The sequence below is a fragment of the Geobacillus thermopakistaniensis genome, assembly GCF_000498995.1.
In the GTDB taxonomy this organism is placed as follows: domain Bacteria; phylum Bacillota; class Bacilli; order Bacillales; family Anoxybacillaceae; genus Geobacillus; species Geobacillus thermoleovorans.
In genome coordinates, this window is record NZ_AYSF01000067.1 from 1 (window position 1) to 21,299 (window position 21,299).

17 protein-coding genes and 3 pseudogenes are annotated in these 21,299 nt (G+C 38.7%); 18 read left to right on the top strand and 2 right to left on the bottom strand.

Annotated elements, in window-relative coordinates; genetic code table 11:
- Both T260_RS0120655 and T260_RS1000000140805 read left to right on the top strand, forming a co-directional pair.
- Positions 1 to 473: pseudogene (locus T260_RS0120655) on the top strand (transposase); the annotation flags it as partial.
- Positions 470 to 697 (top strand): annotated as a pseudogene (locus T260_RS1000000140805) (IS4 family transposase); the annotation flags it as partial. The pseudogenes T260_RS0120655 and T260_RS1000000140805, both read left to right, overlap by 4 nt.
- A gap of 109 nt (positions 698 to 806) precedes the next feature.
- Here the strand turns inward: T260_RS1000000140805 and T260_RS126120 are convergent.
- The gene (locus T260_RS126120) at positions 807 to 2,468 is read right to left on the bottom strand and encodes an IS1634 family transposase (protein WP_023634249.1); all 1,662 of its coding nucleotides are present in this window, start codon (positions 2,466 to 2,468) and stop codon (positions 807 to 809) included.
- Between the two features lie 215 nt (positions 2,469 to 2,683).
- On the opposite strand from T260_RS126120, the gene T260_RS1000000140810 reads away from it, so the two are divergent.
- From T260_RS1000000140810 to T260_RS126050, 14 genes are all read left to right on the top strand, one after another.
- The gene (locus T260_RS1000000140810) at positions 2,684 to 3,163 is read left to right on the top strand and encodes a GT-D fold domain-containing glycosyltransferase (RefSeq protein ID WP_370736693.1); all 480 of its coding nucleotides are present in this window, start codon (positions 2,684 to 2,686) and stop codon (positions 3,161 to 3,163) included.
- A gap of 7 nt (positions 3,164 to 3,170) precedes the next feature.
- Positions 3,171 to 4,574: a lipopolysaccharide biosynthesis protein gene (locus tag T260_RS126110; RefSeq protein WP_023634251.1), complete on the top strand. Its 1,404-nt coding sequence runs from the start codon at positions 3,171 to 3,173 to the stop codon at positions 4,572 to 4,574.
- Between the two features lie 18 nt (positions 4,575 to 4,592).
- Positions 4,593 to 5,828: a glycosyltransferase family 4 protein gene (locus T260_RS126105; RefSeq protein WP_023634252.1), complete on the top strand. Its 1,236-nt coding sequence runs from the start codon at positions 4,593 to 4,595 to the stop codon at positions 5,826 to 5,828.
- Between the two features lie 130 nt (positions 5,829 to 5,958).
- On the top strand, positions 5,959 to 7,287 hold the full coding sequence (locus tag T260_RS126100) for a UDP-glucose dehydrogenase family protein (protein ID WP_023634253.1): 1,329 nt from the start codon (positions 5,959 to 5,961) through the stop codon (positions 7,285 to 7,287).
- A gap of 69 nt (positions 7,288 to 7,356) precedes the next feature.
- On the top strand, positions 7,357 to 8,376 hold the full coding sequence (gene galE / locus T260_RS126095) for a UDP-glucose 4-epimerase GalE (RefSeq protein ID WP_023634254.1): 1,020 nt from the start codon (positions 7,357 to 7,359) through the stop codon (positions 8,374 to 8,376).
- Positions 8,377 to 8,484: 108 nt separating this feature from the next.
- On the top strand, positions 8,485 to 9,126 hold the full coding sequence (locus T260_RS126090; RefSeq protein ID WP_201769453.1) for a sugar transferase: 642 nt from the start codon (positions 8,485 to 8,487) through the stop codon (positions 9,124 to 9,126).
- The gene (locus T260_RS126085) at positions 9,101 to 9,874 is read left to right on the top strand and encodes a GNAT family N-acetyltransferase (protein ID WP_023634256.1); all 774 of its coding nucleotides are present in this window, start codon (positions 9,101 to 9,103) and stop codon (positions 9,872 to 9,874) included. Before T260_RS126090 ends, T260_RS126085 begins: the two co-directional genes overlap by 26 nt.
- A 46-nt stretch (positions 9,875 to 9,920) precedes the next feature.
- Positions 9,921 to 10,883: a lipid II:glycine glycyltransferase FemX gene (locus tag T260_RS126080; RefSeq protein ID WP_442345775.1), complete on the top strand. Its 963-nt coding sequence runs from the start codon at positions 9,921 to 9,923 to the stop codon at positions 10,881 to 10,883.
- A 351-nt stretch (positions 10,884 to 11,234) separates the two neighbouring features.
- The gene (locus T260_RS126070) at positions 11,235 to 12,383 is read left to right on the top strand and encodes a DegT/DnrJ/EryC1/StrS family aminotransferase (RefSeq protein ID WP_023634259.1); all 1,149 of its coding nucleotides are present in this window, start codon (positions 11,235 to 11,237) and stop codon (positions 12,381 to 12,383) included.
- 78 nt (positions 12,384 to 12,461) lie between these two features.
- Entirely contained in the window at positions 12,462 to 12,620 is a 159-nt protein-coding gene (locus T260_RS1000000140005) for a YwzD family small protein (RefSeq protein WP_023634260.1), read from the top strand.
- Between the two features lie 589 nt (positions 12,621 to 13,209).
- Positions 13,210 to 14,832 (top strand): DUF262 domain-containing protein, encoded by a 1,623-nt coding sequence (locus T260_RS126065; protein WP_021321466.1) that lies wholly within the window; start codon positions 13,210 to 13,212, stop codon positions 14,830 to 14,832.
- A gap of 211 nt (positions 14,833 to 15,043) precedes the next feature.
- Positions 15,044 to 16,477 carry a caspase family protein gene (locus tag T260_RS126060; RefSeq protein ID WP_014196910.1) on the top strand — a complete coding sequence of 478 codons (1,434 nt, stop codon included), beginning with the start codon at positions 15,044 to 15,046 and terminating at the stop codon, positions 16,475 to 16,477.
- A gap of 148 nt (positions 16,478 to 16,625) precedes the next feature.
- On the top strand, positions 16,626 to 17,498 hold the full coding sequence (locus T260_RS126055; RefSeq protein ID WP_014196909.1) for a HipA domain-containing protein: 873 nt from the start codon (positions 16,626 to 16,628) through the stop codon (positions 17,496 to 17,498).
- 1 nt (position 17,499) lies between these two features.
- On the top strand, positions 17,500 to 18,246 hold the full coding sequence (locus tag T260_RS126050) for an HIRAN domain-containing protein (protein WP_011232761.1): 747 nt from the start codon (positions 17,500 to 17,502) through the stop codon (positions 18,244 to 18,246).
- Between the two features lie 383 nt (positions 18,247 to 18,629).
- On the opposite strand, the pseudogene T260_RS1000000138970 reads toward T260_RS126050, so the two are convergent.
- Positions 18,630 to 19,085 (bottom strand): annotated as a pseudogene (locus T260_RS1000000138970) (alkaline phosphatase family protein); the annotation flags it as partial.
- Positions 19,086 to 19,189: 104 nt separating this feature from the next.
- Here T260_RS1000000138970 and T260_RS126045 point away from each other — a divergent pair.
- Positions 19,190 to 20,716: a YifB family Mg chelatase-like AAA ATPase gene (locus tag T260_RS126045; protein WP_023634262.1), complete on the top strand. Its 1,527-nt coding sequence runs from the start codon at positions 19,190 to 19,192 to the stop codon at positions 20,714 to 20,716.
- 5 nt (positions 20,717 to 20,721) lie between these two features.
- The gene (locus tag T260_RS126040) at positions 20,722 to 21,198 is read left to right on the top strand and encodes a transposase (RefSeq protein ID WP_011232757.1); all 477 of its coding nucleotides are present in this window, start codon (positions 20,722 to 20,724) and stop codon (positions 21,196 to 21,198) included.
- Positions 21,199 to 21,299 lie beyond the last annotated feature (101 nt).

Genomic DNA, 21,299 nt, shown 5'->3' on the forward strand with positions numbered 1-21,299 from the left:
TCAAAATCGAACGCCTCGATCGATTTGTGGAGCAGCATCAGCTCTTTGTCATTCGGATGAAGGACAACATCGAACTTCATCAGAAAAAAAGCTTGAAACGCCTTTCCAGCACATCCTCATCGGTTCAAGCCGACTTCACGTGCCAGTTGGGGACGAAACAATGCCGCTCCACCAAGCGTCACCGGGTGGTGATCTTTCGAGATGCGAATGGCCGCGACATTCGGGTCGTGACGAACCTCTTCCATGCGTCTGCGGAAACCATTGCCGACATGTACCAACAACGTTGGACTGTTGAGGTCTTTTTCCGTTGGGTGAAGCAATATCTGAATGTCCCGACCTTGTTTGGCACGACGGAAAATGCGGTATACAACCAACTGTTTGCGGCGTTCATCGCGTATGTGTTGCTGCGATGGCTGTATGATCAAACCAAAAAACAGACGAACGTCTCTCTTTCCTTCATTTCGTTNTCCCGACCTTGTTTGGCACGACGGAAAATGCGGTATACAACCAACTGTTTGCGGCGTTCATCGCGTATGTGTTGCTGCGATGGCTGTATGATCAAACCAAAAAACAGACGAACGTCTCTCTTTCCTTCATTTCGTTCGTTCGCCGTTTTTTCTCTGGGCAGCTTCCTCTCGATTGGAAATCCGGGATGGCCGCTGCTTTGTTTGAGTATGCCTCACATTTCGCACCCTAACAAGGTCAAAACAAAGGATTTTTTATTTAGTTTTTCAGAATAACTTTTTGACCAACACGACAAGCGATGGCAATCCTTTTTTTACCATCGCTAGTCGTTCCATATGACGTTACACGTAAATGCTCTCATCCATTCCCAATCCTTGCAGAATCCTTCGCTGCTCGTAGGTGAGCGGTTTTCCTAGCGCGCGTTGGATGCGTCCATCCGGCAGCTTGAGGAGGACGACTTTCACATACTCAAACAACTGAAAAATCGCTTGCCCGGTCGGTCGGGTCAGCTTGCGGCCTCCGGCGCCCTTTAACGGGCGTTCTGGTGTGATGAACTGACGCACCCGGCGCTGAAAGACGCGGTAAATCGCCAAGGCCAAGAGAAATAAATAGCCCAACACCGCCACCCGTTCTGGCTTTTTGACGTAAATCTCGTCGGTGAAGAACGGATCTTTGAGAAAGGAGAAGTTCATTTCCACCGAGATTTGCCCTTTATACAACTTCAAGATTTCTCGAGCATCCATCGTTCGGCCTTTCCATTCCTTCGGAACGGTCGTGACGAGGACAAACCGGGACGCTTTCCGTCTTGCCTGTTCCCATGCCTGTTGGTGGAATTCGACGTCCAGGCGCAAAAGATACAGCGTCTCCACCTCGGGTTCCACCCCTTTTTTCGGCCGGCCGCGCCGTTTTTTCGGGCGCACGATCTCTTCGACCGCGGCCTTGACCCGATGAAACCGGGGGCGAAGGGACGCCTTGAGGGACGCCAGGGCTTGTTCGGCGTCTTCGCGGCAGGAGAAGGGGTGACGCTCCCAACGGGCTTGTTCCTCGCGAAGAAGCTCCGCTTCTTTGACCCGCTCTTTTTCGAGCGTTTTTCCTTTGCGCTGGTCGAGTGCGCTCGATTCGACGACGATCAGCCGAACGGGGTGGCCTTCATACGTCGAGGCCGTTTCCCATACCCGGTACGCCGCGCCGTTTTTCTCGGCCAACGAAAAGGAGTTGCTCCACGCTGGATCGGGTTGGACATCCGCTTCCGCCAGAGCAGCTTTGACGATTCGGAGCGACGATGGGCCTCTCGTGATCAAAAAGGCGTTGGCGGCTTTCGTCTGCGCCAGAGTGTCTTTCGTCATGGCGGCGGAATCGGCCACGTAAATCCATTCGTCTTCAATCTTGGCTTGTTTGGGCTGTTCGTGGACACGGGACAGCACCTCCGGATTCCACGTTTTGTCCGGCAGGTTGCCGTCGTGCACATCGCCGTAAAACGGGATGCCATCCTCGTTGCCGATCAGCCCGAAACCGATCTGTTTTTGCCAGCGATGATGCCGGTTGTAGCCATGCGTGATCCGCAGGGCCTCTGACGAGACCGATTCATACGCGCCGTAAACGGTCTTGTCCGTCGTATCGGCGTGGAAGGCCTGGAGAGGAAGGCCTTCTTTCCGATAAATGTGAATCAAGCAAGTGCTGATCACCTTGTGAATATCCGCCTCATACAGGCGGTCGAGATGACGAGCCAACGCATCATCATTGAACCAAGAAGGCTTCAGCCCCGGCCGGATCAGCTTCGACAAATCGATCTCATGCGCCCATCGCTCCAAATGGACGAGTGCTTGTCGTCCGCTCAAGATATCCAGAATGATCAGCTTGACCGCATCGCTGGTTCGGGTTTGGCATTGGGGATCCACCGGAACCAGCCGATCGATGAGCTGGGGAAGGTCAAGATCTTGGAAAAGGGCACTTATTATATTCAAATAGGAACTGTCATAAATCTCACAAATTTGAACATCCATGGTGGACAAACTCCTTTGCATTCCTTGTGTGTCAAGGATTCATTCCACATCGATGCAAAAAAATCCTCCCGATTTTCGTCGGAAGGGTGCGAAATGTGAGGTATGCCCAAATTTATGGAAGGCGTATGTATAATTTTGGATAATCAACACTCGTGGTGTATCGAGTATCAAGTTGGATCAGGACACTTTATTATTTTCTGTCCTCAATTAAATGTGTGAGTAATGCGCAGTTTTTAACATCGGTTGAGACTGTTAGGGAGATAAAGTCAAATAAAAAATCTCTAATTAGATTTGGTGATGGAGAATTTAATCTTATTTCCGGGAAGGGGATTCATTATCAGTCTTTTTCAGAAGAACTACAGTTGGAGTTAAAGGATATTATTGAAACTTATATAGATTCCAATACTAGTGCACCTTATCTTTTGGCCTTACCATCTGACTTTTTCAAATGTAGTGGTTTAAAATTACTAAAAAGAAGAGTATATGTAGCAAGTTGGTCCTTTTCTAGATGGTTTTTTAAAAAGAACTATGATAAGTGTGTACAATATGGTGATGCATTTCTTTTTGCGAAAGAATATGAAGAAATCTACAGATATTTATGGGAGGGTGTACAATTAGTAATATTCGTCCATAATAATCGGAAATACGCGGAACAATTCTCTAGGAAATATAAAATAAATACAAAAAAGGACTGAATATAAAATGAATAATTATATAAAACAATTTATTAAAACATCTGCAGTGTTTTTTATTGGTAACACATTAACAAAATTAACAGGCTTCTTTTTGTTGCCATTGTACACTTCTAAAATAGATCCTCAGTCATATGGCTACTATGATTTAACAATTTCATTAATTAATCTTTCAGTTCCTATTATTTTCTTTCAAGTTTGGGATAGTATATTCCGTTTCACTTTTGAGTACGAAAAAAAGTCTGACAAATATATGGTGATATCAAACGGAATAATAATCCTATTTTCCGGTCTATTACTATATATTGCTTTATTTTTTATTTTAACTAATTCATTTAAATATGATATAGATTATAAATATTTTATTTTTATGTATGGAATGCTATATGCTTTTCAATATTTTTATAATTGTGTGGCCAGAAGCTTTTTTAAAGATACTTTATTAGTTGCAACGGGGATATTCAATAGTGTAATTGGTATTGTCCTTAATATAATACTAATCGCTATTTATGATATGGGAATAGAAGCGCTATATATTTCCTATATAATCGGAACTTCGATTCAGTTGCTTGTATTGGAAAAAAAATTAATGATAATTAATAACTTTAGGATGAGTATCGTCTCTTTTCGGCTAATGAGAGAGCTTTTTGTTTTTGCATTACCGCTTTGTATAGTAACTTTATCTTATTGGCTTTTGAGTGGACTAACAAGACTTACAATTAGTAACGAATTAGGAATATATGAAAATGGATTGTATGGAGTTGCTAATCGTTTATCTAGTATTATTGTGTTTGTTGTTAATGTTTTTCAATTTGCTTGGTATCAAATGTCATATTCTATGCAGAAAGATAGCAATAAAAAAGAGTATTATGAATATAGTTTAAATTACATACTAAAGGTTATTTTATATGTAGGTTCTTTAGGATTAATCCTTATAAAAGTTGCATTTCCATATTTGATTGCAGAAACATATCAAGGTGTGTTGATAATTATTCCTATTACGTTTATAGGTGTACTAGTTAACTCTTATACAAGTTTTGCAAGTACGTTATTTTTAGCTGAAAAGGGTTCTAATAAATTATTAATGCCAACTTTAATGAGTGCTGCAGTCAATATTCTTGGGCTGATATTATTTACTAAAACCTTTGGGTTAATTGGAGCAATATTTTCCCTGACACTTGCTTTTTTTGTTAATAGTTTAATAATTACTAACAAACTAAACAAACAATACAACATTGATTTAAATGCCTATGATTTATTGAAAGGCTTATTGGTGTTAACTATAACGTTATTAGTCTTTTATACTATAGAAGAAACATATTACTTAATTATTTTTGCTCTATTTTTGGTATTTTTATCAATGTATATTTTTAAAGATACTTTTAAATTATTATTTAATTTATTAAGGAATTAAAATTTGAGGTGAATCTGTGTGAAAATCCTATATATACACCAGTATTTCTCTGCTAGAAACGGTACCACAGGTACAAGATCATACGAGTTTTCAAAATATCTAGTTAAACAAGGCCATGCCGTAACAATGCTCACTAGTAATGTTTTTGTTAAGTCTTTAAGGCCAGAAAAAACACATATGCTATATGATGAGTATGAGATTGATGGCATTAGAGTTGTTGCTATAAAAAATGACTATTCTAATTATATGAGTTATTTCAAAAGAATATTGTCGTTCCTAAAGTTTATGGTTTTAGCTATATATGTTGGTCTTAAATTGGAGAAACATGATATTGTATATGCTACCTCAACTCCCTTGACGGTGGCTCTACCTGCGCTAATAATAAAAAAAATAAAAAAAGTTCCTTTTGTTTTTGAAGTAAGGGATCTTTGGCCAGAAGCACCAATTCAAATCGGAGCTATAAAATCACCATTTTTGATAAAAATACTGAGAGCTTTTGAGAAAAAAACTTATCAAGAGGCTAGTCATATAGTTGCACTTTCGCCGGGGATGAAGGAAGGAGTAATTAGTACTGGTATAAATCCTAACACGGTTAAGATGATCCCGAATTGTTCAGACATTGATTTGTTCGGAAAAGAAATAAACGAACAAGATAAGCAGGTACTTATTAATAAATATCAATTACATGGAAAGTTTGTAGTTATTCATGGTGGCTCCATGGGGGTAGCAAACGGGTTGGATTATATTATAAAAGCAGCTATTGAACTAAAAAAATTAGGAGATCGTGATGTTATATTTATTCTAACAGGAGATGGAAAAACTAAACCTTATTTGGAACAAATGTGTAAGGAAAATAATCTTGATAATGTTATTTTCACCGGTGCTGTACCAAGACAAGAGATGCCTAATCTGTTAGCAATTTCTGATATAACAATCACTTCTTTTAAAAATATACCAATACTTGCAACAAATTCACCAAATAAATTTTTTGATTCTTTAGCTGCTAGTAAACCGGTTATAGTGAATTCTAATGGGTGGACAAGGAAAATTGTAGAAGACTATAATATTGGGTATTATGTTGACCCTGATCATCCTATTCAATTGGCTCAATTGTTACTAGAAATAAAAGAGAAAAGAGATGTATTGGAAGAAATGGGGAAAAGAGCAAGAAAGTTAGCAGAAGAGAAATTTGAGAGAATCAAACTAGCAAAACAAGTTGAACAGGTATTAATAGATACATTAAATAAAAAGTAATGTAAAATAAGACATTGTTTATTTAAATTAAAAGTTAGAACTTATTACTAAAGTAGCTCTACATGTTTAAATATTTTTTATGAGATTTATCATAAAAATCGGCTATTTTTAGAAAGGGATATGGGATTATATGAAAAAAATTGCAGTAGTAGGAACAGGTTATGTTGGTTTAGTTACTGGTGTTTGCCTTTCCGATATTGGTCATGATGTGACTTGTGTCGATATAGATGAGCAAAAAGTAGAGAAGATGAAAAAGGGAATTTCGCCGATTTATGAACCTGGTTTAGATGAATTAATGAAAAAGAATATTAAAAATGGCAGGTTGCATTTTACAACAAGTCACAAAGAAGCATTTAAAGATGCGGAAGTGATTTATATTGCGGTAGGCACACCGCAGAAAGAAGATGGTTCTGCAGATTTGCAGTTTGTTGAGCAGGCAGCGAAAGACATCGCTGAAAATATCGAAAGGGACGGGGTTGTTGTCGTTACAAAAAGTACCGTTCCGGTTGGAACAAATGATAAAGTGAGAACATGGATAAAACAGCATCTAAAAAAAGATATCCATTTTGATGTTGTATCAAATCCAGAGTTTTTACGGGAAGGGTCGGCGATTTACGATACATTCCATGGTGACCGAATTGTGATTGGGGCTGATAACGAACGAGCGGCGTCTATTATTGAAGAAGTGAATAAACCGTTTGGTATCCCGATTTTTAAAACGGATATTCATAGTGCTGAGATGATTAAATATGCTTCGAATGCCTTTTTAGCAACAAAAATCAGTTTTATTAATGAAATCGCAAATATTTGCGAAAAAGTTGGTGCCAATATCGAGGATGTTGCATATGGAATGGGGTTGGACACACGTATTGGCCCACAGTTTTTACGAGCTGGTATTGGCTACGGTGGTTCATGTTTCCCAAAAGACACAAAAGCGTTAGTTCAAATTGCGGGAGATGTCGATCATAAGTTTGATTTGTTAGAGGCTGTAATAAATGTAAATAATAAACAGCAAGTAAAGTTAGTAGAAAAAGCACGTAATCGCTTTGGTAGTTTACAAGGTAAAAAAGTAGCTCTACTTGGTTTAGCTTTTAAACCGAATACAGATGATATGCGTGAAGCTGCTTCGATTGTTATTGCTAAAGAACTTGTAAAAGATGGTGCTTTTGTTGTTGCTTATGACCCAATTGCGATGGAAAATGCAAAGTGTGTTATTGATGATGAAATTATGTATGCAAATTCGATAGAAGAGGCACTTCGCGATGCCGATATTGCAATGATTGTCACAGAATGGGATGAAATTAAAAACTTACCGCTAGATACGTTTGTAAGATTCATGAAAACACCTGTTGTGTTTGATGGACGGAATTGTTACGCCTTAGAGGAAGTTGCAAAACATAACGTTGAATACCATTCTATTGGAAGGGAAAGTATTTTAAGAAATGTAGTAAGTATTTAGTTTAGGAGCTTATACCACTCAAAGCTCCTTTTTATTTTATAATGCAAAATCTTCATTGGAGGAACCCAAATGAACATCCTTGTGACAGGCGGTGCGGGATATATTGGCAGCCATACTTGTGTTGAATTGTTGAATGCAGGATATGATATTATTGTGGTAGATTCATTTGTAAACAGTAAGCCGGAAGCGTTAAAAAGAGTTAGTGAGATTACAGGAAAAGAGTTTCCAGTGTATCATATTGATTTACTGGAAAAGAAGCAGCTTGAAGAAGTATTTTCTAACCGTTCAATTGATGCGGTGATCCATTTTGCTGGATTGAAAGCTGTAGGAGAGTCGGTGGTGATTCCACTTCGCTACTATCATAACAATATTACCAGTACGTTAATATTATGTGAGGTAATGCAAGCGTACGGTGTGAAGAAGATGGTATTTAGCTCTTCAGCAGCAGTATACGGAACATCAGAGCGTGTGCCGATTTCTGAAGATTTTCCACTTCAAGCAACAAACCCATATGGACGAACGAAGCTGATGATTGAAGAAATTTTGCGTGATTTGTATATTGCCGACAATGAATGGAGCATTGCGCTTTTACGTTACTTTAATCCGATTGGTGCCCATCCGAGCGGGCAAATCGGGGAAGATCCAAACGGGATTCCGAACAACTTAATGCCGTATATTACACAAGTAGCGGTAGGAAAATTAAAAGAACTTCGCGTGTTTGGCAATGACTATCCAACAGTAGATGGTACTGGAGTTCGCGATTATATCCATGTCGTTGATTTAGCAATCGGACATGTGAGAGCATTGGAAAAAGTAATGAACACAACAGGAGTAGAGGCGTATAATCTCGGCACAGGGCGGGGATACAGCGTCCTTGAGCTCGTATCGGCATTTGAAAAAGTAACAGGCATCAAAATTCCGTACAAAATCGTCGATCGTCGTCCAGGCGATGTAGCTATTTGTTATGCGGACCCTACTAAAGCAAAAGAAGAGCTAGGTTGGGTTGCTACGAGAGGGATCGAAGAAATGTGTCGCGATGCTTGGCGATGGCAGTCGAATAATCCAAATGGGTATGAAAGCTTGTTATAAAAAATAAACACATGATTTTAAAGAGAATGGCTGTATGATAAAAGTGAAAGAGCTTTTATAGTTTGGCTTGTTTGTTAGGTTTAACTTTTATTTCAAAGAATCGAGGTGATAACTATATTAAAACGGGGTTTTGATTTCATCGTTTCTCTCATCGCTTTAATCATCTTATCGCCTGTTATGTTGGTAACTGCGATCCTTGTTCGCTATAAATTAGGCTCTCCCGTTATCTTTAAACAACAACGTCCTGGCTTGTATGGAAAACCTTTTTATTTGTATAAGTTTCGCACAATGACAGATGAACGTGATGAGAACGGAGAATTGTTACCAGATCATATGAGATTAACTCCATTTGGTCAATTGCTTCGAAAATTAAGTCTTGATGAGTTGCCTCAACTTTATAATGTATTAAAGGGAGATATGAGCTTTGTAGGTCCGCGTCCATTGTTAATGAAATATTTACCTTATTACACACATGAGGAGATGAAAAGGCATAATGTACGTCCAGGGATTACTGGTTTAGCACAAGTTTCTGGTCGGAATAACCTAAGTTGGGATGAGCGGTTAAAATTAGACGTATATTATGTAGAAAATCAGTCAATCTTTTTAGATTTTTATATAATGTTAAAGACTGTTGTAAAAGTTCTTAAAAAAGAAGATATTGTGGATGTACCATCTTCCAAAATGCTTGACCTAGATGAAGAAAGATCTCAAGGGAATGATATAGATGAAAATAAAATTTGCTCCCCTTAAAGCAGAAGATATGGATATAGTCCCCGAATTAATTAGGGAGGGATTAGATTATAGTATTTTTGAAAAAACTATATTTAGTTGTAAAGGTTATAGCCAATATTTAAAAAATATTGTAAAAATATCAACACTTCATCGAAATATAAAATTTTTCGGAGCCTATATAGATGGAAAGTTAGCTGGATTTACAGAATGGCGGATACTAAATGATTGTGTTTTTTTAAACAATATTTATGTTTCTAAAGCATTTAGGGGCAGAGGAATAGGAGAGGGTTTAATATCAGAATACATGTTTCCTCTTCTAAAACAATTTAATAAAAATAAAGTTTCCTTAGATGTGTTTGATTTTAATAAAAAAGCTATAGATTGGTACAGGCGGTTAGGCTTCATTGAAGAAAAAAAATCTCATTGGTTTTTATCAGAGCTGCCTATTAAAAACATGAACGAACCTTTAAATTTTATTGTCGAGGATTATCATATTGCTGAAGCTAGTCATAGTATTTATCATTTTTCGTCTTTTAGGATTTTAGTTAATAACAACATTTATAATATAGGGAGAATAGGAGATCACTATTATAAATTAACAGATTATTTATGCTTGAAAGATTCGCATTTATTATATAGTTTATATAAGTTGGATCCAAATAGAAAGATATTACTTATTACTGATTTTACTGAATTAGAAAAAAATAATAATATTAATAAAGTTTGTTCTAGTATTAGGATGAGCCTCAATATAAAGAAAATATAAGTGTAAGGTGGTTACATTGAAATATAAAATTTTTGATATTAATAATATGGATGATTGGTATTATTATTTAAATAAACTTGAAGAGAAGGATGTATATTTTGATCCGAAATATTGTCAAATATATGAAGAATATAATGAAGGAAAGGCTTTTCTGTTTGTGTATGAAGAAGGAGATAATTTTGTATATTATCCGTTTTTGCTTAGAAGGATTAATAATCTTCCCCAATTAAAAAATTTAACTTTAGATAAAGAGTATTTTGATATTATTACACCTTATGGCTATGGTGGTCCAATATCAAACGTAAAAGATAGTTTAACAAAAGAATCGTTATTTAAAAATTTTAGTAAAGTATTTTCAATATACTGTGAGGAAAATAATATAGTTAGTGAATTTGTTCGCTTTCATCCTTTGCTAGGTAACCACCAATACTATGTGGGAATTGATAGAACTTTTGTTAGAAACACAGTATATGTTGATTTAGAAATACCCATTTCCGAAATAACTAAAAAATATAGTTCGCAAAATAGAAATAAAATTAGAAAAGCCGACAAAAATGGGTTATTTGTTCGTCATGCCTCGATTTCTGAACTGGATAGATTTCTTGAATTATATTATCGAACTATGGATAAAAACAATGCTACTGATTATTATTATTTTACAAAAGAGTTTTTTCTCAATACATTGAGATTTTTGGACAGTAATGTAGAATTAGTCTTTGTTCAATATGAAGAAAAAGTGGTTAGTGCTGGGATTTTTATGCACTATAATAATACTGTTCATTATCATTTTTCTGGCTCCGATAGAGAGTTTTTAAAATTTGCTCCGAACAATTTACTTCTTGATTACATGATAAAATGGTCTAAAGATAAAGGCTATAAATATTTCCACTTAGGTGGAGGATACAAGGGTAACGATGACTTATATAAATTTAAAAAGAATTTTAATAAAAATGGAGATTTGGAATTTTTTGTTGGAAAAAAAATAAGGAATAGACATGTGTATNTCTAAAGATAAAGGCTATAAATATTTCCACTTAGGTGGAGGATACAAGGGTAACGATGACTTATATAAATTTAAAAAGAATTTTAATAAAAATGGAGATTTGGAATTTTTTGTTGGAAAAAAAATAAGGAATAGACATGTGTATGAGAAAATAAAGAATTATTTAGGGGTTTCAGATGAAAATGGTTTTTTCCCAATATATAGAGATCCTAATTTACAAATAAGAAATTCTTAGTTTTCTAAGAATAGGAATTTAAATAGCTTTTTTAATTATACTGCAGGTAAAAATAATAAAGAGGTAAAGATGGAGTTTATTTTATTAAAAATATACAATTAATTAGAGTAGGAATGATAAAAATGTTAATAAAGAAAAGAATCTTCCTTTCCCCTCCCCACATGAGCGGGAACGAACAAAAGTATATCAAAGAAGCATTTGAAACCAACTGGATTGCGCCGCTTGGTCCGAATGTCGATGCGTTTGAAAAAGAGTTGGCGGAATATGTAGGTTCAAAAGGGGCGGCTGCGGTTAGTTCGGGGACCGCGGCGATTCATCTTGCGTTACGGTTGTTAGGTGTACAACAAGGAGATACAGTCTTTTGCTCCTCATTGACATTTATCGCGAGTGCCAATCCGATTTTGTATCAAGGTGCGGAGCCTGTTTTTATCGATTCGGAGCCGGATACGTGGAATATGTCTCCGTTGGCGTTGGAAAGAGCGATGGAAGAAGCGAAGAAGGAAGGCAAGCTTCCGAAAGCGGTGATTGTGGTTAATTTATACGGCCAAAGCGCGAAGATGGATGAAATTTTAGCGATTTGCAATCATTATCAAGTACCAGTGGTCGAAGACGCAGCGGAGTCGCTTGGTTCTACATATAAAGGGAAGAAAAGCGGTACGTTTGGAAAGTTCGGCATTTATTCGTTTAACGGAAACAAAATTATTACCACCTCTGGTGGAGGAATGTTGGTTTCCGATGATGTCGAAGCATTGCAAAAAGCTCGTTTTCTAGCGACTCAGGCGCGCGATCCGGCTCCGCATTATCAACATAGCCAAGTAGGATATAACTACCGTATGAGCAATATCGTTGCTGGAATCGGTCGGGCGCAGTTGGAAGTGTTGGACGAGCGGGTGAAAGCGAGACGGGCGATTTTTGATCGTTACGTGCAAGCGTTAGGAGATATCGAAGGTGTTCAGTTTATGCCTGAACTGGAAGGTACGATGTCCAATCGTTGGCTGACGACGTTGACGATCGACCAGCAAACGCTTGGCGTGACGCCAATGGATATTATCAACGCGCTTGCGGAGGAAAATATTGAAGCGCGTCCTGTATGGAAGCCGCTTCATCTGCAGCCTGTGTTTAACGGGGTAACGTATTACCCGCATCAGGAAGGTTGGAGCGTTTCGGATGAATTGTTTGCCAATGGCATATGTTTGCCGTCTGGTTCTAGCATGACCGTTGAAGAACAAAACCGGGTCATTGATGTCGTTGTCAAAACGATAAAACGATAATAACCGTTTACAAGCCTCCTGTTGAAGCCATTCAGCGGGAGGCTTATTTAATTTTTACGATTTGGAGGTGACTTTGTCATGGAAAAAAAGCCGTCGCAACCAGAAACCGAGCGTTTCAAGCATATATTAATCGAAGCGTATCAACGTGGCGAATTGTCCGCCAATATTACCGCAAAAGATATGGTTCAGGAGCTAGCTCATCAGTTAAAACAAGTTTTTAAAGAGGATAATAAGTAGTATTGGGGAGGTATGTATGCCATCATTTCAACAGCTGCCAAAGTCCATGAAAAAAACGATTCGCTACATTCTTCAAGATGTTCAGTCGTTGGAGGAGTTGGAGTGGATGGAAAAATGATTTATATTCAAAAACGGAAGAAGGAACTGAATCGTTTCAACCGGGGAGGATGGCGCTTTTGGCGAATGTGGTTATTGACGCATGTGGGGGATTGCTTTATTCGTTTGTGCGAATTTATTTACGACGGATATGTTCTGAAATGTAAAATTACGAATTCCCTCTATGTTTTGCATCATGGTTATAGAGATCCTCTGCTTCCTCTTCTAGCTATACCCGCTGCATCCATTTCATTGGTGGACTTCTCAATGGCTACATCCTAGATGCTTCAAGACTTCTTTTTGTTATGTTCGCTTACGAGGAATCCTTTTTTTACATAAAACTTCTTCATCAATCATTACAAAACTATGATATGGATTTGTTTTTGAGAAGAAGTTAACATGTGTGAAAAAGGAGAGAGTTGTAAAAACGTAAAATCTGTATTATAGATGTATGTGTAAAAGTAAATCTGGCTACTGGGGGAGATGATGCTAAATGGAGGCAAGTGAAAAAAAGATCAACGAGATACTGACGGAAAACAAAATTTATGAAATTCCTCCTTATCAACGGCCGTATTCTTGGGAGAAAAGCCATGCGCGCGAGTTGATAGAAGATATTTGCCAAGCTTATCAGCGTAATGACCCTGAATACTTTATCGGATCGATTATTACGATTGAAAAAGAACGCAACCGCCGTTATGAAGTCGTAGACGGCCAGCAGCGGTTAACGACTTTAAATATTATTTTTGCGGTTATGAAGCAGTTGATCACGCATCCTTCTAGTGTAGAGGATATTCAAAAACGAATTATGCCGGTAAACCCTTATACGGATGAACCGGAGCAGCCTCGCCTGATAGTCAGAAAGCAAGATCAAGCATTTTTCCAGAAGTATATCCTCATGGGGGAAGATATAAGCTCTGCACAAGAAATGAGTGAAACTCAAGCGAAGTTTTATGACAATATGCTTGAAATCAAACAAGTAGTTTCAGAATTAAGCGAAGTCGAGTTGCGGCGGTTGGTCAATTATATTTTAGAACATGTATATGTTGTCTTTGTGGTCACCGATAACTTTACCTCCGCCTACCGGCTTTTTAATGTCTTAAATGCGAGAGGAATGTCTCTTTCCAACGGGGATTTATTAAAAAACCGGCTGTTTGAATATTGTGAAAGCAAGCCTCTTGAGAGAAGCCGAGTGGAAGAATGTTGGAATGAACTGGAGAATATCGTTGGCATTCGGCAGCTGGATAATTTCTTAAGCCATTTGCGGACTTCGATCAAAGGGAACAAGCAGCAGGAAATTCTTTATCAAGAGTTTGATGAGATCCTTGAAGAATATAAAGAAGCTCCCGCTCGTTTCGCTGAATTTCTCCTGCGCTCGGCTCATCATTATGAAAAAATTATGGAAAACGATTTCGATAATCATCTTAAGACGCAAAAACTCATCTCTTCCCTCCATCGGGTCGCTCATGATGAGTGGATACCTCCTGTGCTTGCGTTTCTAAATAAACCGGTGCCGGATATGGAATTCGCTGATTTTGTTGAATTAATGGAAAAAATCACGTACCAAAACTGGGTTCGCCGGCTTGGCAAAACAAAACGAAATACGGTTTATTATCAAGTGATTAATTTGATCAATAAAGGATGTTCAGCGGATGAACTGATTGAAACGGTTAAAAAATATGCGGATAATAAAGAATTTGAACAATTGATACGTGCGGATATTTACCATTCTCCTGCTGTAAAAGCAATACTCCTTCGCTTGGAACAAGAAAGCCAAGATCAGAGCGTGGTAAAACAATTCCATGGACGAATTACGGTGGAGCACATCCTTCCGCAAAAGCTAAAAGATGAATATTGGATCCAACGTTTCACGCCTGATGTTCATCAAGAATTGGTTCATAAGCTTGGAAATTTGACTTTATTGAGCGGTGTGAAAAATTCTGCTGCACAATACTATTCATTTGACCGTAAAAAGGAAATTTACGAAAAACGAAACAAAAAAGTATCGTTTGATCTTACGAAAGAAATATTAGAGGAAAAGGAATGGACAAAGAATCAGATTCTCTCAAGACAAGAAAAACTGGTGAAAAAGGCGATGGAAATTTGGGGAATTCAATAGGGATTATGCCTGTTGTTTCTTGAATGTAGCTACTGTTGTCTATGAAGTTCCGACTGTTAATTGGTTGTCGTAAATACAAATTTTTATAATCGATTCTGAATATAAAGTGATGGTGTTGGGTTACAGTTCCAATTTGTAGATTGTTCGTAATCATATCTCTATTGCCATACAAAAATCAAATTCAGATGTTGATACGATAGGGTGATCAACAATGGTTTATAAAGCTTTGCTTATAGCAGTAGACCAATATTTAAATACTTCCCCTCTTCCTAATACAGTTAATGATGTTAGTGAAATAAAAAGATTGTTGTTAGAACCTCCGTCGTTTTTTAAAAAAGAAAATGTAGAGGTGTTTCAAGGGAACATTGCAAAGCGGGATATATTACACTCCGCTTTAACGTCCTTTTTTGAAGATGCTTCTCCAAATGATATATTATTTCTTTTTTGGGCAGGTCATGGCTTTTTGCATAATAATGAAGGTTATTTTGTTCCTTTCGATGGCGATGCTTATAATCCAGAAGATTCCATGATTAAAATGACAGATGTAAGAGATTTGATTGATCATACTATTGCTAGTACTGTACTGGCGTTTTTTGATACTTGTCATAGTGGTGCCATTGCAAGAAATATACAACATGAAATGGTAAGAGGCCTAGAGGTAAAAGGGTCGGGGAAAGTATTGATCGCTGCATGTACGTCAAATCAATGGGCGTGGGACAGAAATGGCCACGGTGCTTTTACGGATTATCTCATTAGAGGGTTGGAAGGCGAAGCTGCTGATGCAAACGGTGAGATTGATGTATATAATTTGTACTCCTATGTAAGCAAAAAAGTTGCTGAAGAGTTTAAGGATCAAACACCTGTAATGAAAAGCACCCTCACAGGGAAACCGTTATTATTAAAAAGAGTAGTGAAAAGAGAAGGTCAAAGTTTCGGAACGAGTCCAGCTATTGAAACGAAAATCGTAAATTCTTCAGGAGCGTATTTTTGGTTAGGTGATTTAACTTGCGAATATGACGAATACCGTGAACCAAAAGCAGGCACATATGAATTGGTATTGAAGAATCCTGATAGCAAAACGGAAAGAACGTTAAAATTGATGCAACAAAATAGCGGTCAATATGCTCTTTCAGTCCGAAATTTTGCTGATATGGTTACGATTGAAAATATTCGTGTTGAATCCCAAAAGGAGGATACAACAGTTACTATAACCCTAGTAAGTTTGGGGGACTATAGTTCATTTACCTTTCCTGAAATGTCTATCAATTTGATGGGAAAAAGATTATCAGCGGATGATATTGCTATGTTGCGAGTAAGGAGAATATTATTTGGTGAAGAATTACCTCGGTATGATCATTCTTCCGTATTGTTAGAAAGTATGATTATAAACCCCTCTAATGCAAAGATACAAGTGATTTCAAACCTTTTGCGTATCTTGAAAGAAAAAGGTTACACTATGGAACAGATCCGAGGAAAAGTGGTAGAACAACTCATTTTAACTGGGACACTACAGGAAATTGAGGATTTAACATTTGTTGTTGAGAATGGGGTAATCAAAAAAGTGTGCCTCCAAGGTTATCGTCCAAAATATTACGCAAATGTGGAACCAACAAAAATAGAAATCAATGAATCAGTAAATATTTAAAAAATAGTTTCCAATCATATTGTCCTTTTTTGGTTTTTGATGACCGAAATTTTAAATCGTTACGCCGTAATTTTATGATGAATGATAAATTTGCATCATTTAGTGTTAAAATACATAGTAAGATTGTACGAAAAAGGAACGATTAGCATTGTTGAGAGATGTCAGTAAGTGGGAACGAGTCGGGTATGGTAGAAAAAGTACACTGGAGAAAGAGGAATTGATATCTCCAGAGAAAATACATTATCTTATAAAATACCCGCGGCAGTTTAAAGAAGGAGTTTCTTGGGAGGATATTACAGAACTAATTGCCGCTGAAATTGGAGCTATATTTGGTTTAGAAATGATGAGTGTTGAGATTGTAACCAGAAACGGTAGAAGAGGATGTCTTCTACGAAATTTTGTAAAGGAATATGATGCAAAAATGACTGAAGAAGGTGGAGTTTTATTATCAGCGCTAGTCGACGATTATAAGGAGCTCCAAGAATCCTCGTTGAAGGACATGGAACTCATTGATGCTGGATTCAAAATAATGAAGAAATTTGTGTATTGGGAGACCATAAAATCAGAGTTTATAGATATGCAATTGTTTGATATTCTTATTGGCAATCAAGATAGGCACCCATTTAATTGGCAATTGCTATTTCTTGAAACAGGAGCAAAATTCTCTCCCATTTATGATAACGGTGCTTCTTTAGGGTTTCGATTTGAAGATGAAAAGCTGATACAAATGGTCTCGAATCCCCAAGAAATGAACAAATATACGGAAAAAACAAGGGTTAAGGCGGGTATATTTGAAAAGAAAAAGGTCAAAGCTAAAGACTTGTTAACATATATTAGTAAAAACTTTACAGATGAGTTTAATCAAAGTATCCAAAAGTTAGTTGAATTTGATTTAATAAGGTATTCTGATTTTATTCAATCATTAGATATTTTAAGCGAGGCACAAAAAGACTGGTTATTGAATATAGTGCCTTTTCGAAGAAAGAAAATATTGGAGTGGATTGGAAGGGATGATCAATAACATGAAAAAAGTTCATACACTTTTAGTGGTTTGGCAAAATCCTAAAACCCGTTCTTTTTATCATATAGGAACTCTTTCTCATTATGATGGCTATTATGAGTTCACTTACACCTATAATGCCTCTGGTCACGGAAAACTGAAAGATGCATTGAATAACGGGTATATGTTGCATCCGGCTTTCCCAGACCCAACTAAAATATATCGATCAAAGGAGCTGTTTCCGGCGTTTGAACGCCGATTGCCGTCACCAGATCGTGCGGATTTTAAAGCCATTTTGTCCGATTTAGGTCTGGATGAGAATTCCACTAAGATGGACTTGCTTCAACAAACACGTGGGCGGTTAGCCAGCGACACTTATTCTTTTGAGCAACCGCTGCGTCTTGAAGACGATGGAAAGCTGTGTGTCAGCTTTTTTGTTCATGGCATGCGCTATCAAAATCTTCCTCAAAATTGGGCAACATGGCTAGCCATTAACGAAACGTTGAAATTAGTACAAGAACCAACAAACACTTATGATCCCCATGCTGTTGCTATCTATACTCACGGAGGGAAGAAGCTTGGATATGTTCCAGCCTTTTATAGTAAGGCCGTCTTTTCCTTGTTAGAAAATGGAGCGAACCCTTCTGTTCGTGTTGTGTATATGAATGAAAAATCAACTCCTCATTGGTGGCTGAAAGTAGCCTTTGAGTGCGAGATTCCTTCTTTCCAAGGTGCAACATTGGATGAATTAGCCCCTGTTATGGGATAATACCTGCCGTGCTTCGAAGTTTGTCAAAGATTTAACATTAGCAGGGATGGCTTGATCCATTGCCATGGCTATTTATAACCCTCGGCAACGGCTTAGGCTATTCCGCCAACGAAGTCGTTGAAACAGATGAAAAAGGGACCAGTCGCAAAGCCGTCATGGAATCCAACGACTGACTGAGCGCTCCGACGTGCTTTGTCGCCTCATCGGAGAAGATGGATAAGGAAACTGGACTGAGAAGCGGAATATTCGCTTGAAGAAATTATTGCAAGCGCATAGAAATGGCATAGTGGAAAGGTGAAGGAAATACAAAGGCCTCCTGCTGAATGAGTGTTGTCAGCGGGAGGCTGAATTGCCCGTCTTCATCAATCAATCATTGTTAAAATCTAATCTTTTAGATCAATAATGCGCAAATGTTTTGGGGACGAATCGGTGCCAGTTATAATCATCGGCACTAGCGAATCTTGTTTATGAAGCCCCCCGTGGCTTGCTCCTCCAACATGAGTTGGAGAGCCTTCACCGATAAATTCAAATCCCGGTTTAGCACTTGCAACAAGATAATTTCCTCCATGAGAAGTCAGCGAGCTGTACAATCGGGCCAGTGCATCCGGATATTCATCATAAAAAATCTTATTGTTCTTTACCGTAAGATTCAAAACGCCTGCATCTCCTGCTAGATCCCACGATTGTTCATACTCATCCACCAATGGCCCATTCGGTTTAAAAATGAGTCTTCCCGGCCGAACTCCAGATATGACGTGCACGGATTCTTTTTCCATCCAGGCAATGACATCCACTCTGTCGTCTTTTTGCAGCGTTTTCGCGATATCCGGAAGTGGCGCTCACCACCCGAAATTTGTCGAAATATTGGTAATTGAAAGATAAAGGGGAGGGTATTACAATGATGGGTGAGAACTAATGTTCTGTGATTGGGAGGGATGGATGAGTGACGGTGAAGATTTTAAGCATTGGGTTGAGGGGGTTAGAAGGGTATCGGGTGCAGGTGGAGGTGCAGGAGGTGCCTGGGATTGCGGCGATGGTGATTGTTGGGTTGCCGGATGCGTCGGTGAAAGAGGCAAAGGAACGTGTTCTTGCTTCGCTTTATGCTTTCGGATGCGACTTTTTTGATAAAAGGCTTGTTGTTCATTTGTCTCCGCCGGAGCGGAAAAAGCATAGCCCGATGTTTGATTTGGCGATGGCGATTGGGATTTTGAAGGCAATGGGCAAGCTGACAGCGCCGGTTTCCCCGGATGCAGCGTTTTTAGGTTCGTTATCGTTGGATGGAGCGATTCAGCCGGTGGATGGCATGCTTCCAGCGATATTGGCAGCAAAGAAGCTCGGTTTTCAAAAAGTATACCTTCCGTATGATCCCGCACTTCCGCTTCATCATTTGAAAGATCTCGATTGTATCTTTGTTCAGACATTGGAAGAAGCGGTGCAATATCTGCAAGGACAACGTGTTCTTTCGTTACCCCCAGCTTTTCGCACTCCTGAAATCATAGACTCCCCGCGAAAGCATCATCGGGATTTTCAATCGATTATTGGCCATCATCAAGCAAAGCGAGCATTGGAGATCGCAGCGGCAGGCGGACATAACGTGTTAATGGTTGGACCGCCTGGGTGCGGGAAAAGTTTGTTGGCGGAAACGTTTCCGACGATTTTGCCGAGCCTTACTCATGATGCACAGTTAGAGGTGATCAGTTTGTACCAGCTGGCAGGGGAAAAAATCGAGAGTGGCCATCCGCCTTTTCGTCATCCGCATCATTCCGCTTCATCGGTTTCTTTAATTGGCGGGGGAACGCACCCAAAGCCTGGAGAGGTGTCGCTGGCACATCGCGGTGTTTTGTTTCTCGATGAAATGGCGGAATTTGCGAAAAAGACGCTGGATATGCTTCGCCAGCCGTTAGAGACGGGGAAAGTGACGATTAGCCGTATTTCGTCGACGGTGACATATCCCGCGGACTTTATTTTGCTTGGGGCGATGAATCCGTGTCCGTGTGGATATTTAGGCTCAAGAACGCGCTATTGCACATGCAGTCCGAAACAAATTCAAGCGTATCGAAATCGTGTTTCCGGGCCGATTTATGACCGGATGGATGTTTTATTATCATTGGAAGTCATTGATTTCACCAAAGAAACGAGGGTTTCGGAATCTTCGGAAACCATAAGGAAAAGAGTAGAAGAAGCAAGAAGAAAGCAATATGAACGTTACGGAAAAGAAATAACGAATGGGCGTGTTTCTTTTGAGTTATTAATGGAAAAAAGCCCGCTTGCCAACAGGCAGCAACTTCTGTTGCAGCAATGGGCATCCCAACATCAATGGAGCAATCGTGTACAAACGAAAATCATTCGGTTGGCAAGGACCATTTCCGATTTAAAGGGAACCGAAAAGATAGCGGATGAATCGCTTTGGGAAGCGATGACGCTGAGATGGATGAAAACATATACGAAGCAACAGGCAACAGCGAGGTAAAAAGAATGGGACGGCAAAAGCGGATCTGGGTGCCCCATCGGTTTTATCATATCGTTTGCCGCGGCAATCGGCGTGATCCCCTATTCAAGGAAACAAATGATTTTCTCGCTTTTCTTCATATCCTCCACCAGCTTCACGAAAAAATCCCATTTGAAGTAGCCGCATATTGCCTTATGACGAATCACTTTCACCTGCAGCTGCGCTCAAAACAGGAGCCGATTTCGAAAGTCATGGCGCTCATGAACAAACGGTATGCGAATTATTATAATACTCGCTATCGTTTGACGGGACATGTATTTGAAAAACGTTATTATGGTAAATGGATTGACAATGACAGTGGAATGTTGGAAGTGAGTCGATATATTCATCTCAATCCTGTAGAAGCTCATATGGTGCATGCGCCGGAACATTACCGATGGAGAGTTTATTTGTATATGCATCCAAAATCGCTGCCCCCGAAATTTATGAATATGGATGCATGATTAGATTACTTTTCAGGCACAAAAACAGAGCGGAAGAAAAAATATGCTGAATTTGTGAGGGGGTGAGGGTGCCTGTCACTTGTCAGCCATCGAAAGCGCGT

What these genes read in the sequence shown, in the direction of transcription:
- T260_RS126060 (WP_014196910.1), top strand. Translation starts at nt 15,044, where the DNA reads ATGGTTTATAAAGCTTTGCTTATAGCAGTAGACCAATATTTAAATACT.
- T260_RS1000000140005 (WP_023634260.1), top strand. Translation starts at nt 12,462, where the DNA reads ATGGAAAAAAAGCCGTCGCAACCAGAAACCGAGCGTTTCAAGCATATA.
- T260_RS126110 (WP_023634251.1), top strand. Translation starts at nt 3,171, where the DNA reads ATGAATAATTATATAAAACAATTTATTAAAACATCTGCAGTGTTTTTT.
- T260_RS126070 (WP_023634259.1), top strand. Translation starts at nt 11,235, where the DNA reads ATGTTAATAAAGAAAAGAATCTTCCTTTCCCCTCCCCACATGAGCGGG.
- T260_RS126120 (WP_023634249.1), bottom strand. Translation starts at nt 2,468, where the DNA reads ATGGATGTTCAAATTTGTGAGATTTATGACAGTTCCTATTTGAATATA.
- T260_RS126040 (WP_011232757.1), top strand. Translation starts at nt 20,722, where the DNA reads ATGGGACGGCAAAAGCGGATCTGGGTGCCCCATCGGTTTTATCATATC.
- T260_RS126065 (WP_021321466.1), top strand. Translation starts at nt 13,210, where the DNA reads ATGGAGGCAAGTGAAAAAAAGATCAACGAGATACTGACGGAAAACAAA.
- galE (WP_023634254.1), top strand. Translation starts at nt 7,357, where the DNA reads ATGAACATCCTTGTGACAGGCGGTGCGGGATATATTGGCAGCCATACT.
- T260_RS126050 (WP_011232761.1), top strand. Translation starts at nt 17,500, where the DNA reads ATGAAAAAAGTTCATACACTTTTAGTGGTTTGGCAAAATCCTAAAACC.
- T260_RS126100 (WP_023634253.1), top strand. Translation starts at nt 5,959, where the DNA reads ATGAAAAAAATTGCAGTAGTAGGAACAGGTTATGTTGGTTTAGTTACT.
- T260_RS126085 (WP_023634256.1), top strand. Translation starts at nt 9,101, where the DNA reads ATGAAAATAAAATTTGCTCCCCTTAAAGCAGAAGATATGGATATAGTC.